General features: G+C 52.0%; 15 protein-coding genes. 6 read left to right on the top strand and 9 right to left on the bottom strand.

What is annotated here, in order from left to right:
- The first annotated feature begins 71 nt into the window (after positions 1-71).
- A complete protein-coding gene (locus CKK19_RS18505) occupies positions 72-446 on the top strand; it encodes a MysB family protein (RefSeq protein ID WP_003858026.1) in 375 nt (124 codons plus the stop codon).
- A 7-nt stretch (positions 447-453) separates the two neighbouring features.
- Here the strand turns inward: CKK19_RS18505 and CKK19_RS18500 are convergent, their stop codons facing one another.
- The 3 genes from CKK19_RS18500 to mdoG all read right to left on the bottom strand — a co-directional run bounded on the left by CKK19_RS18500 (position 454) and on the right by mdoG (position 4,840).
- Positions 454-681, bottom strand: a complete 228-nt coding sequence (locus CKK19_RS18500; RefSeq protein ID WP_003858030.1) for a YceK/YidQ family lipoprotein — start codon at positions 679-681, stop codon at positions 454-456.
- 84 nt (positions 682-765) lie between these two features.
- Positions 766-3,294, bottom strand: a complete 2,529-nt coding sequence (gene mdoH, locus CKK19_RS18495) for a glucans biosynthesis glucosyltransferase MdoH (protein WP_023299777.1) — start codon at positions 3,292-3,294, stop codon at positions 766-768.
- Complete coding sequence (gene mdoG, locus CKK19_RS18490; RefSeq protein WP_032622136.1) at positions 3,287-4,840, bottom strand: glucans biosynthesis protein MdoG; 1,554 nt, start codon at positions 4,838-4,840, stop codon at positions 3,287-3,289. Before mdoG ends, mdoH begins: the two co-directional genes overlap by 8 nt.
- Positions 4,841-5,095: 255 nt before the next feature.
- On the opposite strand from mdoG, the gene mdoC reads away from it, so the two are divergent.
- Positions 5,096-6,235 (top strand): glucans biosynthesis protein MdoC, encoded by a 1,140-nt coding sequence (gene mdoC / locus CKK19_RS18485; protein WP_022647705.1) that lies wholly within the window; start codon positions 5,096-5,098, stop codon positions 6,233-6,235.
- Positions 6,236-6,276: 41 nt separating this feature from the next.
- Here mdoC and ymdB read toward each other — a convergent pair whose 3' ends face one another.
- The 5 genes from ymdB to csgB all read right to left on the bottom strand — a co-directional run bounded on the left by ymdB (position 6,277) and on the right by csgB (position 8,707).
- Complete coding sequence (gene ymdB / locus CKK19_RS18480; protein WP_038415816.1) at positions 6,277-6,813, bottom strand: O-acetyl-ADP-ribose deacetylase; 537 nt, start codon at positions 6,811-6,813, stop codon at positions 6,277-6,279.
- 80 nt (positions 6,814-6,893) lie between these two features.
- Entirely contained in the window at positions 6,894-7,214 is a 321-nt protein-coding gene (locus tag CKK19_RS18475) for a type 1 fimbrial protein (protein WP_063853805.1), read from the bottom strand.
- 153 nt (positions 7,215-7,367) lie between these two features.
- Positions 7,368-7,700 carry a curli assembly chaperone CsgC gene (gene csgC / locus CKK19_RS18470; protein WP_023299776.1) on the bottom strand — a complete coding sequence of 111 codons (333 nt, stop codon included), beginning with the start codon at positions 7,698-7,700 and terminating at the stop codon, positions 7,368-7,370.
- Positions 7,701-7,756: 56 nt separating this feature from the next.
- Complete coding sequence (gene csgA / locus CKK19_RS18465) at positions 7,757-8,212, bottom strand: curli major subunit CsgA (protein ID WP_003858043.1); 456 nt, start codon at positions 8,210-8,212, stop codon at positions 7,757-7,759.
- A 39-nt stretch (positions 8,213-8,251) separates the two neighbouring features.
- Complete coding sequence (gene csgB / locus CKK19_RS18460; protein WP_058647090.1) at positions 8,252-8,707, bottom strand: curli minor subunit CsgB; 456 nt, start codon at positions 8,705-8,707, stop codon at positions 8,252-8,254.
- A 743-nt stretch (positions 8,708-9,450) separates the two neighbouring features.
- On the opposite strand from csgB, the gene csgD reads away from it, so the two are divergent.
- The 4 genes from csgD to csgG are packed head-to-tail and all read left to right on the top strand — an operon-like array spanning position 9,451 to position 11,798.
- Positions 9,451-10,101: a biofilm master transcriptional regulator CsgD gene (gene csgD, locus CKK19_RS18455; RefSeq protein WP_006809293.1), complete on the top strand. Its 651-nt coding sequence runs from the start codon at positions 9,451-9,453 to the stop codon at positions 10,099-10,101.
- Between the two features lie 4 nt (positions 10,102-10,105).
- Entirely contained in the window at positions 10,106-10,495 is a 390-nt protein-coding gene (gene csgE, locus CKK19_RS18450; protein ID WP_003858052.1) for a curli production assembly/transport protein CsgE, read from the top strand.
- Positions 10,496-10,521: 26 nt separating this feature from the next.
- The gene (gene csgF / locus CKK19_RS18445) at positions 10,522-10,938 is read left to right on the top strand and encodes a curli production assembly/transport protein CsgF (protein ID WP_003858054.1); all 417 of its coding nucleotides are present in this window, start codon (positions 10,522-10,524) and stop codon (positions 10,936-10,938) included.
- A gap of 26 nt (positions 10,939-10,964) precedes the next feature.
- Positions 10,965-11,798, top strand: a complete 834-nt coding sequence (gene csgG, locus CKK19_RS18440) for a curli production assembly/transport protein CsgG (RefSeq protein WP_023299773.1) — start codon at positions 10,965-10,967, stop codon at positions 11,796-11,798.
- A gap of 43 nt (positions 11,799-11,841) precedes the next feature.
- Here the strand turns inward: csgG and CKK19_RS18435 are convergent, their stop codons facing one another.
- Positions 11,842-12,324: a DUF1097 domain-containing protein gene (locus CKK19_RS18435; RefSeq protein WP_072200882.1), complete on the bottom strand. Its 483-nt coding sequence runs from the start codon at positions 12,322-12,324 to the stop codon at positions 11,842-11,844.
- Between the last annotated feature and the right edge of the window lie 81 nt (positions 12,325-12,405).

Genomic DNA, 12,405 nt, shown 5'->3' with positions numbered 1-12,405 from the left:
TTCATACTTGCAAAATCACATAATCAGCTATTCTTTCCCTGAATACCTTCACGAAAAACAGGGAGACACCAATGACAATGTACGCCACGCTGGAAGAAGCTATCGATGCCGCTCGCGAAGAATTCCTCGCCGATAATCCCGGCATTGAGGAAGAAGATGCTGACGTGCAACAACTCAATATCCAAAAATACGTCCTTCAGGACGGCGATATTATGTGGCAGGCCGAATTCTTTGCTGATGAAGGTGAAGACGGAGAATGTCTGCCGATATTGAGTGGTGAAGGTGCGCAGGCGGTATTCGACGGCGACTATGACGAAATTGAGTTACGTCAGGAGTGGCTGGAAGAAAATACGCTGCATGAATGGGATGAAGGTGAGTTTCAGCTCGAACCGCCGCTGGATACCGAAGAGGGTCAGGCCGCAGCGGACGAATGGGACGAGCGATAAGCTCTCGTTACTCGTAAGGGCCGTGGCTGGCATCGATGGGCAGCAGTAGCGTGTCGAAAATCAGCGAAAACGGCAGATCGAGCACGGTGAGATAGCGCCATGCGGAATCGCGGACATCCCACTGTACGCCGGGGTAGTACTGATTCCCGTGGCCCTGTCCGGGAATGGTGCGGCTGATGATGCTGCCGCAGCCGCTGAGCAGGCATGCCATCATGACAACAATGATTACTTTCATTTCTGACCTCTAAAAAAATACCGGCGATTAAGCCGGTATTTTATTTGGCGGGTGGCGCTTCGCTTACCCGCCCTACTTAACAACTTACTTCGCCTTCAGGGCCAGCGGATTCAGCTTCACGTCCTTGTAGTAGTTCACCCACGAAGAGTATCTCTCCGGAGAAGTCCACACGCGGTAGTGAAGCCGTGCCATCGTCACCGGATCGCTCAACAGCACCAGACGACGGTCGCGGTTAAGCTTTTCTGGCGTCTCATTCAGCGCCTGCTCAACGTGGCGATCGCGGGCGATCTCCAGCACCTGGCTGGCACGGTGACGCGCAGTCGCCATCGCGGTTGCCAGCGCGTTGAATGACGGGTTAAACACGGCGTGCATAAAGCCATCATCCAGCGTGCGTTTGCGGTTCTGCTCCAGATAGGTATCGGTATCCACCAGCACCTGCGGCGGAGAATACTCTTCCGGGATCAGGAACAGCTTCCAGCGTTTGGTACGCAGGCCCACCGTAGAACGGCTGGAGATCACCGACACAAATGGCGACAGGATTAGCGAGAAGACGATTGGCGCCAGCCAGAACAGGAAACGCAGATCCAGCCAGGCCATACCAACGGCCCACACCAGGCCCAGCAGCAGCTGAGAGCCGTGGCGCATAAAGGCTTCACTCCATGGCGTAGAGTCATCGTCACGCTGCGGTGAATTCCACACCACTTCCCATCCCAGGAACGCGCTCACCACGAATACCGTGTGGAACAGCATACGCACCGGTGCCAGCAGGACCGAGAACAGCACTTCCAGCAGCAGTGAAAGGGTTACGCGGCAAAAACCACCGTACTCCTTCGAACCTTTACACCAGATCAGAATGATACTGAGCAGCTTGGGCAGGAACAGCAGCACCATGGTCGACGCGAACAGCGCAATCGCCAGCTCCGGACGCCACTGCGGCCACACCGGGAACAGCTGGCGCGGTTGCAGGAAGTACTGCGGCTCCGTCAGGGCATGCACAACCTGCAACGCGGTCGAGAGTGCCAGGAACATAAACCACAGCGGCGCAGACAGATAGGACATGACGCCCGTCAGGAACACCGCACGGTGAACAGGGTGCATCCCCTTCACCAGGAACAGGCGGAAGTTCATCAGGTTACCGTGACACCAGCGGCGGTCACGCTTGAGCTCATCCAGCAGGTTCGGCGGCAGCTCTTCATACGAGCCCGGCAGATCGTAGGCAATCCAGACGCCCCACCCTGCGCGACGCATCAGCGCGGCTTCCACAAAGTCATGCGACAGAATGGACCCGGCAAACGATCCTTCACCCGGCAGCGGCGCCAGGGCGCAGTGCTCGATGAATGGCTTCACGCGGATAATGGCGTTGTGGCCCCAGTAGTGAGATTCACCCAGCTGCCAGAAGTGCAGACCGGCAGTAAACAGCGGCCCGTAGACGCGGGTCGCAAACTGCTGGCAGCGCGCATATAGCGTGTCCATACCGGACGCTTTTGGCGAGGACTGAATAATACCCGCGTTCGGATTGGCTTCCATCAGACGGACCAGCCCGCTCAGGCAGTCGCCGCTCATCACGGAGTCCGCATCCAGTACCACCATGTAGCTGTACTGGTTACCCCAGCGACGACAGAAGTCATCGATGTTCCCGCTCTTACGCTTAACACGACGACGACGACGACGGTAGAAGATCTGCCCTTCGCCCTGCACTTCAGCAATCAGCTCCATCCAGGCTTTTTGCTCTGCCACGCAGATATCCGGGTTGTAGCTGTCGCTCAGGATGTAGACGTCGAAATGCGCCGCGTTACCGGTCGCCTTTACGGACTCCCAGGTGGCACGCAGCCCGGCGAATACGCGGTCAACATCTTCGTTACAGATAGGCATGATCAGCGCGGTACGGTGCTCAGGATTGAGGGGTTCATCCCCGACCGTCGACGCGGAAATGCTGTATTTGTCACGCCCCATCAGCAGTTGCAGGAAGCCCATCAGCGCCGTCCAGAACCCGGCGGAGACCCAACAGAACAGCACGGCAAACAGCAGAAGGATGCCGCTCTGTAAAATATACGGCAGCAGCTGCATGAAGGAGACCCAGATATCCTGGCCAATCATGTCAGCAGGGTTAATCAATGCCCAGCCCTGGTACGGCAGAATAGTTTTCATGTACCAGGTGGCGACAACCGTCTGTGCCAGCGTCAGCAGCAGCAGAATGTAACGACGAATCGTTCCCACGGTACGCCATTTCTGCTCGGACGCCTGTTGTTCTTTGGTCAGACGTGACAGATAGCGCGGCGTCACGTCACGCCCACGCAGGCGATCCCAGAAGCGACCCACCGGGTTGGTGCGCCACGGATCGGGGAACATAGAGGAACGCGTGGCCTTCGGCATCGCCTGTAGCTGGTCACGCCCTTCGTCATCCTTGATTAACTGCCCTTCTGCCAGCGAGTCTGGCCATGCCTGCTCCAGACGTGCCTTCACTGACCCCAGCGGCGTATCATCATCACGGGAAAAGTGACGATGTTCACCATCCAGCGCGGTGTGAACCGCGCGGATGTCGCTCGCAGGGAGTGCCGCTTTTTCAATGTCCGTTAGCGGCATGGCATCAATATATTCAGATGTATTATTCATTGGCAGGTAGCTGATAGCTCCAGGTTTCACTCAGCGGCTTATCGTTACTGACCAGCGCGGCGCGCATTTCAGTGGTCTGTTTCGGATCTTTCACCTTCACGCGCAGGGTCAAACGCCACCCTTTGGTGACCGGATTGTAACGCACGGCGTTCTCAACGATTTCACCGTTATCGCCAATGCTGGCCTGTGCCGTCACGGCAGTATCCGGCGCCAGTTTTTTCATATCCTGCCCGGTGAAGTCCACGATAAATGCCAGCGTGCCATCCGGCTGACGAATCAGGTTGGACTGCTTCACGTCCCCCGTAGAACGACGCGTCTGCATCACATACGCGTTATCCGGTGCGTGCAGTTTGTCTTCGTCACGGCTGAAGGTGATCGCATACTTGAAGTTCATCTCTTTACCGGCTTCAGGCAGCTGATCCGGTGTCCAGTACGCCACGATGTTATCGTTGGTTTCATCATTGGTTGGAATTTCAACCAACTCAACCTTGCCTTTACCCCAGTCGCCTTTCGGTGTAACCCAGGCGCTTGGGCGCAGATCGTAGCGGTCGTCCAGATCTTCAAAGCGGGAGAACTGACGGCCACGTTGCAGCAGACCAAAGCCCTGCGGGTTTTCCATCGCAAAGCTGCTGACGGCGAGGTGTTTCGGGTTGTTCAGCGGACGCCAGATCCACTCGCCGTTACCAGCATGAATGGAAAGGCCATTAGAATCATGCAGTTGAGGGCGGAAGTTAGTCGCCGGAGACGGCTGATTCGGCCCGAACAGGAACATGCTGGTCAGCGGCGCGACGCCCAGTTTGCCCACTTTATCGCGCAGGTAAACTTTAGACTGCACGTCAACCACCGTGTCACGCCCTGGCATGATCACGAAGCGATAAGCGCCTGTCGCACGAGGGGAGTCCAGCAGCGCATAAATTGTCAGACGTTTGTCGGTTGGTTTTGGACGTTCGATCCAGAACTCGCGAAAACGTGGAAATTCTTCACCTGATGGCAGCGCGGTATCAATTGCCAGACCGCGCGCAGAAAGCCCGTACACCTGCCCCGCGCCAATCACGCGGAAGTAGCTGGCGCCAAGCATGCTGACGATTTCGTCGTTTTTATCTTTGCTGTTAATCGGGTAAAGCACCTTGAAGCCTGCGAAGCCGAGGTCTTTCACCGTGTCTTTATCGTGTTGCACATCGCCAAAATTGAAATAATCCGGGCTGTACTTGATTTTACGTACCGCGGTCGCCGTCACTTCATTGATGGCAACCGGCGTGTCGAAGTACATACCCTGGTGGTAAAATTCAAGCTTGAACGGGGTTTTAATATTGTTCCAGTACGCTTTATCGTGATTGAACTGGATCTGCTGATAGTCCGCGTATTTCATGTCGCGGAAAACGGAGGGCAGGTTACTTTTTGGCGCTTCGTAGCTCTTGCCCGCCATCGATTTAGCCTGTTTTGCGACATCATCGATGTTAAAGGCCAGTGCAGATGAGGTATACAGTGACAACAGCACTGCTACACCCAACCAACGCATTTTCATCATTTGTGGTTTATGTTTCATAATAAGTAAGCACTTCCCCCTTTGTGTGCTTATATCGATCCGATCCATTTTAATGGAAACTCAGGCAATCCGACAACATTATCACTGCTTTGTTCAGCTCGCTGGCTCATGGATTAAGCAAATGAAAGAACCCGCTTTTCACTTTGCGTGCTTATCCTGGAGACAGGGTGTCGGTCTTGGTGTAGGGTTGGCTCCGAATGTAACCATTATGAGCCTTAGGGATAAGGCGAAAAGTCTGAGAATGCGCAAAGTTATATGAGCACAACCCCTGTACAACGTGAATATTTCCTCGACTCGATCCGCGCATGGCTCATGCTATTGGGGATCCCTTTTCATATTTCACTGATCTATTCCAGCCACACCTGGCATGTGAACAGCCAGATGCCCTCCTGGTGGCTGACGCTGTTCAATGATTTTATCCATGCCTTCCGCATGCAGGTGTTTTTCGTCATTTCAGGCTATTTCTCTTACATGCTCTTCTTGCGCTATCCCCTCAAGCGGTGGTGGAAAGTGCGCGTGGAGCGCGTGGGCATACCAATGTTGACGGCCATTCCGCTGCTGACGCTGCCGCAGTTCATCATGTTGCAGCATGTTAAAGGCAAGGCGGAAAACTGGCCTAATCTCTCGTTCTATGAGAAATACAACACCCTGGTCTGGGAGCTGATTTCCCACCTCTGGTTCCTGCTGGTACTGGTGGTGCTAACCACGGTGAGTTTGCTGATCTTCAGTCAACTGCGCCAGCGCGCGAGCGCCGCAACCTCGACCTTCTTCGCCAACATCACCCTGGGCAAGCTGTCGCTGCTGTTTCTTGCGCTGGGGGTCGCGTATGCCGCCGTCAGGCGTACGCTGCTCATTGTCTACCCTCCCATTCTGAGCGATGGGCTGTTTAATTTCGTGGTGATGCAGACCCTGTTCTACATTCCCTTCTTCCTGATTGGGGCGCTGGCATTTATTCATCCCCGGCTTAAAGCGCTGTTTACCACCCCCTCCCCCTGGTGTGCGGTGGGTGCTGCGCTGGCCTTTGCCGCCTATCTTCTCAATCAGCGCTTTGGCAGCGGGGACGCGTGGATGTATGAGACAGAGAGCGTGATAACGATGCTGATGGGCCTGTGGATGGTTAACGTGGTGTTCGCCCTTGGCCATCGTCTGCTGAATTTTAAATCAAGTCGCGTCACCTATTTCGTTAATGCTTCACTGTTTATCTACCTGGTCCACCATCCGCTGACGCTGTTTTTCGGGGCGTACATTACGCCGCATATCAAATCGAATGCGCTGGGCTTCTTCACCGGTCTGGTCTTTGTGGTTGGCATTGCCATCGTGTTGTATGAAATCCACCTGCGGATCCCGCTTTTGCGTTTCCTGTTCTCAGGCAAACCTCAGGTTAAAGCGGGATAAAAAAACGGCGCCTCCAGAGCGCCGTTTTTGCTTTTCAGACATCAAAATGCCTGGCTGCGCGCGGTCAAAAGCCGCTGATACAGGTCGGCGGTGTGCTCATCGAAACAGACAAAAATGACTTTTTCCGGCATGGGTTTGAGGGAAAGGTAGTGATAAACGGTATTCACGGCGATCGTAGCTGCCGCTTCCTTTGGATAACCGTACACCCCGGTGCTAATGGCGGGGAACGCCATGGTCTTATAGCCGTTATCTGCCGCAAGCCGCAGGCAGTTACGATAAGCCTGCTCCAGAATCTCAGCCTCATGGCGGTCGCCACCGTGCCAGACGGGTCCAACGGTATGGATCACCGCTTTGGCCGGGAGATCGCCCGCAAGCGTAATAACAGCATGCCCCGGCGGGCACTCTCCCTGCTGCTGGCGCACGGTTTTGCATGCTTCAAGGAGCTGAGGGCCCGCGGCCCGGTGAATGGCACCGTCTACCCCGCCCCCACCCATCAGGGAGGAATTGGCTGCGTTGACGATCACGTCAACGTGCACCGTCGTGATATCGCCATGAATAACGTCGATTTGCGGTCTCATAAACACCCTCTGCAACCCGCCTTTTTCATCAGTGTATCGCAGAGGGAGAAGGAGAAAAACTGTCGCGAAAAAAACGGCGATTAACGGTAATCCACCTGAACGACCGCAAGCGTTTTCTTTTCATTCAGGTATTTCATGGTGACAGCGGCCAGCGCTGAGTGAGGATGATGGCCCCGGAGCGCCTCGTCATAACTGATAGTATGCGTTTTCATACGGTTATTTTCCGGGCAGGAAATTGCAAACTGCTGATGCCGGGGCGTGACTTCGCACGGGTCAGCGACCACCGCGCCACGAAAATGAATCACCCCACCATTCTCTACAGTTGCTGAATAAGCCGGAGGAAAAAAAGAGGACAGGATCAGTCCCAGACCAGAAATAATACACGCTGCGGATTTGAACATTATTTGTACTCCTCAATGAAATTCGTCCTTGAGGGGTAAAAACGCTCCGTTATGACGTATCAATTTAAGCAACCCGTTTGCTGGGTTCTTGATATCAGCATAGCTTACCTGTGCAGCGCCGCCACTTTATTAAATCATTGATTTTATGAATGATTAAAGCGTACTTGCCGGTGCGTTCCACTGCTGTGATAAATGAAGCGATTTTCCATCGGAAACGGTGACGATTATTTTTACCGCATCCCCTGAGCGAATATTTAAACTGATTCGCGTTAAATCAATCGGCTGATTAGCGGGTATAAAAAGAGTATTTTTCTGCCGCGATGTACTTTGTCCCCCCTGCCCCTGTCGGACAGATAACACCTCAACCTGACATTCGCAGGCGTCTGCCAGCGTGACCTGAGGAATAATGGTTGTCACATTTGCCTGCTGTGAGGTGCTGAACGTTATCTGGCTGGCAAGCGCGGCAAGGAGAATGAAGGTGCTCATGAGATCCTCCCGAAAAAAAACAGGGCGCATGCCCTGTTTTTTGGTACAGAAATGAATCAGTACTGGTGTGCGGTCGCGTTGTTGCCGAAGCCAACCTGGTGCACAGTCACCGTTGAGCCGGACGCTGTCTGGTCTACCGCCGCGCCGTTGCCGCCGCCGAACTGTTTCACGTTGATAACAGAATCTTTGCTATTCCACTGGTCGATGGTGGCGCTGTTACCAAAGCCTTTTTGCAGCAGATCGATAGAACTGTCATCAGAGCCCTGGCCAACGTCTGCGCCGTTACCGCCACCATGCTGGGTAATGGTCAATTCAGAATCTCGGGCGTCCGTCTGCAAAGCAAGCGCGGAGTTACCGCCGCCGTACTGGTAAATGCTCAGGGTTGAGTCAGGGCCGTTATTGCCGCCACCCCAGCCACCACCGTGACCGCCGCCAAATTGTGGTACCGCACCTGCGAAAGCACTGCCAGAAACTACGATTGCTGCAATAACTGCCACTTTGAAAAGTTTCATGGTAAACCCCCATCGGATTGATTAAGGCGTCACACATCGCTAGCGTTGAATAACGCGAATAGCCATTTGCGACTGTCTCTGTACTACAACTGCTGTTTTCTGCGTACCATACTGCGTTATATTCGCCCTGTTACCCGAGCCTTTCTGGATAATCATGGCGGTGTTGCCAAAAACGCCCTGCTTAATACTCGCATCGTTGCCGTTGCCGGTCTGATCGATATAAGCAAGGTTATACGTCCCTGACTGATCAACATTCGCGCGGTTATTCCCGCCCTCCTGGGAAATAACGGACAGCAATTTAGAACCGCCCTGGCGTACATCAGCATTATTTCCTGAACCCTGTTGACCAATAATGGCTGCCTGATTGTATGAAGCTTTACTTAATTCATTTATCGCAAAATTATATTCAGAACTGGCTAAATCTGAATCACCTGCGATTACAAACCCAGGCGCACCCAGTAATGTAAACATCATAAACAACGTTTTGTTTTTCATGCTGTCACCCTGGACCTGGCTATAAAAAAGGTATTCCTTACTCCGTTAACGCGATTCGTTTTGTTAACGCCGCGTTACGGAAAAGAGTATGTCTGCCGAAACATGTTTAATATCTCACCCGTGCGCCTTATTTTTATATTCCCCTTCACCTCAAAGTCGTAAATCTCGCCTGAAACGACGGGATACTCGCCTAAAGCAGAAACCAAAAATGTCTTCCTGCGCTTGTACAACAGCGAGACAGGTTGTCCAACCTGTACCGGCTTCTTCAGACAAAAACGACAATGCCCTTTGTCACGCGCGTGACACGAAGCAAGTTTTCTTAAGAAAAAACTCCGGCTTAGGGAAGTCTTATGTTTTTAGCAGAGTTCATACTTTTTACCGGTTGGCTTACAATAATAAAAAACCAGATAATACAACTCATTATAATATACCGTATGGTTTTTAAAATCTGTGCACGTTTATACACCTGTACAACTTTCCCCTTATCTTAAAATCTATTAACCCTGCAAAATACACAAATAAATATCGAATTTTACATTCTGTTACACGATTAACACTTGCTTTAAAGTTTGCAATAGCTAGATTGAAAACAGCAGTACGTTATTTGTTTTTAATTTTACCGCCTCCTTTGGAGGAAGGTTTTTTAACTACACACAGCAGTGCCACACCTGCAGTACTTCTGGTGCCCTTTTCAATAAAACGAGGGCAACTGCCGGGTGTCATAAATAACGTGGGGTTTCATCATGTTTAATGAAGTCCATAGCTTACCCGGTCATACATTATTGTTGATCACAAAACCTTCCTTACAAGCGACAGCGTTATTGCAGCATTTAAAACAATGCCTGTCACTTAACGGGAAACTTCATAACATTCAACGTTCTTTTGATGATATCGCTCCTGGCAGCATCATTCTTCTCGATATGATGGAAGCGGATAAAAAACTGATCCATTACTGGCAAGATAATTTAAGCAGGAAAAACAATAATATCCGCGTGTTGTTATTGAATACGCCTGATGAGTATCCTTTCCGCGAAATTGAGAGCTGGCCGCATATTAACGGCGTGTTTTACGTTACAGAAGAAGAAAACCGTGTCGTGGAGGGTTTGCAGGGCATATTGCGGGGGGAGTGTTATTTCTCGCAAAAACTGGCCAGCTACCTCATTACCCACTCCGGAAATTATCGCTATAACAGTTCGGAATCGGCCCTTCTGACGCACCGTGAGAAAGAGATCCTGAACAAACTGCGTATTGGTGCTTCAAATATTGAAATCGCCCGTTCGTTATTTATCAGCGAAAATACGGTTAAGACGCATCTTTATAATCTTTTCAAAAAGATAGCTGTTAAAAATCGCACGCAGGCGGTGTCGTGGGCAAACGATAACCTCAGGCGTTAATAGCATGAAACGCACCCTAAGTTGGATTGCCGCCGCAGGCATTATGCTTGCTGCCGGAAACCTTCAGGCTGTTGAAGTGGAAGTTCCTGGACTGTTGACCGACCACACCGTCACCTCTGTCGGACACGATTTTTATCGTGCCTTCAGCGATAAGTGGGAAAGCGATTATCCGGGTAATTTAACCATCAACGAACGGCCCAGTGCGCGCTGGGGAAGCTGGATCACAATAACCGCTAATCAGGACGTTATTTACCAGACTTTTTTATTCCCAACGAAAAGAGACTTCGATCAGAACGTCGCTTTCGCACTGGCACAAACCGAAGAAGCTATTAACCGCCTACAGTTAGATAAAGCCCTTTTGAGCACAGGCGATTTAGCAAAAGATGAGTTCTAGCAACGACACCTATTTCGGAGGCTGTAATGCGTCTCGCACACACAGTGATTTCGTTAATGCTCATTGCGCCGTTGAGTTGGGCCGGAAATATGACATTCCAGTTCCGCAACCCTAATTTTGGCGGCAACCCGAATAACGGAGCCTTTATGCTTAACCAGGCGCAGGCTCAAAACTCCTATAAAGACCCCAGCTATGACGATGATTTCGGTATCGAGACCCCGTCAGCTCTGGATAATTTTACTCAGGCCATCCAGTCGCAAATATTAGGTGGCTTATTAACCAACATTAATACCGGAAAACCCGGCCGGATGGTCACTAACGACTTTATCGTCGATATTGCCAATAAAGACGGGCAGCTTCAGTTAAATGTGACAGACCGAAAAACCGGTAAGACGTCGACAATCCAGGTTTCCGGTTTGCAGACCAGTTCAACTGATTTCTAAACAACCCCGAAATAAGGACAATTATTATGCAGCGCTTTTTTATTTTAGTTGCAGTGTGCTTATTAAGCGGTTGTTTAACTGCCCCGCCAAAAGAAGCCGCTAAACCCACCCTAATGCCCCGTGCCCAGAGCTATCGGGATCTGACGCATCTGCCGGGCCCTACCGGGAAGATATTCGTCTCGGTCTATAACATTCAGGATGAGACGGGCCAGTTCAAACCGTATCCGGCCAGTAACTTCTCCACGGCCGTACCGCAGAGCGCCACCGCGATGCTGGTTACCGCCCTGAAAGATTCGCGCTGGTTTATCCCGCTGGAACGCCAGGGGCTGCAAAACCTGCTTAACGAACGAAAAATCATTCGTGCTGCACAGGAGAATGGTACCGTTGGCGTCAATAACCGCATGCCGCTACAGTCTCTCACCGCAGCCAATATCATGGTGGAAGGCTCGATTATCGGCTACGAAAGTAACGTGAAATCGGGCGGCGCGGGTGCCCGTTACTTTGGTATCGGGGCCGACACGCAGTATCAGCTGGATCAGATTGCCGTCAACCTGCGCGTGGTTAACGTGAGCACGGGTGAAATTTTATCCTCCGTGACCACCAGTAAAACGATTCTCTCATATGAAGTGCAGGCGGGGGTATTCCGCTTTATCGACTACCAGCGTTTGCTGGAGGCTGAAATTGGCTATACCTCTAACGAGCCGGTCATGCTGTGTCTGATGTCGGCCATCGAAACCGGGGTGATTTTCCTGATTAATGACGGCATCGATCGCGGCTTGTGGGATCTTCAGAATAAAAGTGACGTGAGTAATGCGGTGCTGGTGAAATACCGTGAGATGTCGGTTCCGCCGGAGTCATGATTGGCGGCGTATAAAAAGGCGAGATTTTCGTCTCGCCTTTTTTTTATTTACCTACCACAGGAACGTTCTGGCTCTTCTCGCGTCGGGCTGCAAGCCAGAGACCGCTGTTCTTCATAGCGTAGCCAAACAGTAATCCCAGCATGAGCGAAGGGACCACCAGCTTCCAGTCCCCCTGGCCTGCAAAGGTCGCGCAGGCACCCATGAACGTGCCGGGCACAAAGGACAACAGCAGATGTTTTGCCTGAACGCACATCAGGAAAGCCACAATACCAGTCATGACGTACCCCAGGATTTCCACATGCGGCGCCAGCGCGCTGCCCTTCATAATGATCAGCGCCCAGACCACGCCACTCAGTAACGTGCTGCCTGAAATAAAGAGCCCTTTAAAACCACCCTGCGGACAGGCGAAATAGGCCGTGCAGCCAAGAAAACCGGCCCAGCTCAACAAACCGAGAGATACCGCCACCCAACCCCAGAGGCCGGAGAGGATGCCAGTCGTGATTGCAATACAAAGTAATATGTTCATGGTGCGCATCTTAGCAGATGCGCACCCTAGAAATGAGATCAGAAGCACGTTACGTGCAAGTTGAAATGTATCGTTGCAGGA

Source organism: Enterobacter sp. CCUG 70166, from assembly GCF_020224095.1.
GTDB lineage: Bacteria > Pseudomonadota > Gammaproteobacteria > Enterobacterales > Enterobacteriaceae > Enterobacter > Enterobacter intestinihominis.
Note: the sequence above shows the minus strand (reverse complement) of the source record. Positions and strands in the feature narration are given on the sequence as shown.

What these genes read in the sequence shown, in the direction of transcription:
- CKK19_RS18475 (WP_063853805.1), bottom strand. Translation starts at nt 7,214, where the DNA reads ATGTTCAAATCCGCAGCGTGTATTATTTCTGGTCTGGGACTGATCCTG.
- ymdB (WP_038415816.1), bottom strand. Translation starts at nt 6,813, where the DNA reads ATGAGACCGCAAATCGACGTTATTCATGGCGATATCACGACGGTGCAC.
- csgF (WP_003858054.1), top strand. Translation starts at nt 10,522, where the DNA reads ATGCGTCTCGCACACACAGTGATTTCGTTAATGCTCATTGCGCCGTTG.
- CKK19_RS18435 (WP_072200882.1), bottom strand. Translation starts at nt 12,324, where the DNA reads ATGAACATATTACTTTGTATTGCAATCACGACTGGCATCCTCTCCGGC.
- csgG (WP_023299773.1), top strand. Translation starts at nt 10,965, where the DNA reads ATGCAGCGCTTTTTTATTTTAGTTGCAGTGTGCTTATTAAGCGGTTGT.
- CKK19_RS18500 (WP_003858030.1), bottom strand. Translation starts at nt 681, where the DNA reads ATGAAAGTAATCATTGTTGTCATGATGGCATGCCTGCTCAGCGGCTGC.
- mdoC (WP_022647705.1), top strand. Translation starts at nt 5,096, where the DNA reads ATGAGCACAACCCCTGTACAACGTGAATATTTCCTCGACTCGATCCGC.
- csgA (WP_003858043.1), bottom strand. Translation starts at nt 8,212, where the DNA reads ATGAAACTTTTCAAAGTGGCAGTTATTGCAGCAATCGTAGTTTCTGGC.
- csgC (WP_023299776.1), bottom strand. Translation starts at nt 7,700, where the DNA reads ATGAGCACCTTCATTCTCCTTGCCGCGCTTGCCAGCCAGATAACGTTC.
- mdoG (WP_032622136.1), bottom strand. Translation starts at nt 4,840, where the DNA reads ATGAAACATAAACCACAAATGATGAAAATGCGTTGGTTGGGTGTAGCA.
- csgD (WP_006809293.1), top strand. Translation starts at nt 9,451, where the DNA reads ATGTTTAATGAAGTCCATAGCTTACCCGGTCATACATTATTGTTGATC.
- CKK19_RS18505 (WP_003858026.1), top strand. Translation starts at nt 72, where the DNA reads ATGACAATGTACGCCACGCTGGAAGAAGCTATCGATGCCGCTCGCGAA.
- mdoH (WP_023299777.1), bottom strand. Translation starts at nt 3,294, where the DNA reads ATGAATAATACATCTGAATATATTGATGCCATGCCGCTAACGGACATT.
- csgE (WP_003858052.1), top strand. Translation starts at nt 10,106, where the DNA reads ATGAAACGCACCCTAAGTTGGATTGCCGCCGCAGGCATTATGCTTGCT.
- csgB (WP_058647090.1), bottom strand. Translation starts at nt 8,707, where the DNA reads ATGAAAAACAAAACGTTGTTTATGATGTTTACATTACTGGGTGCGCCT.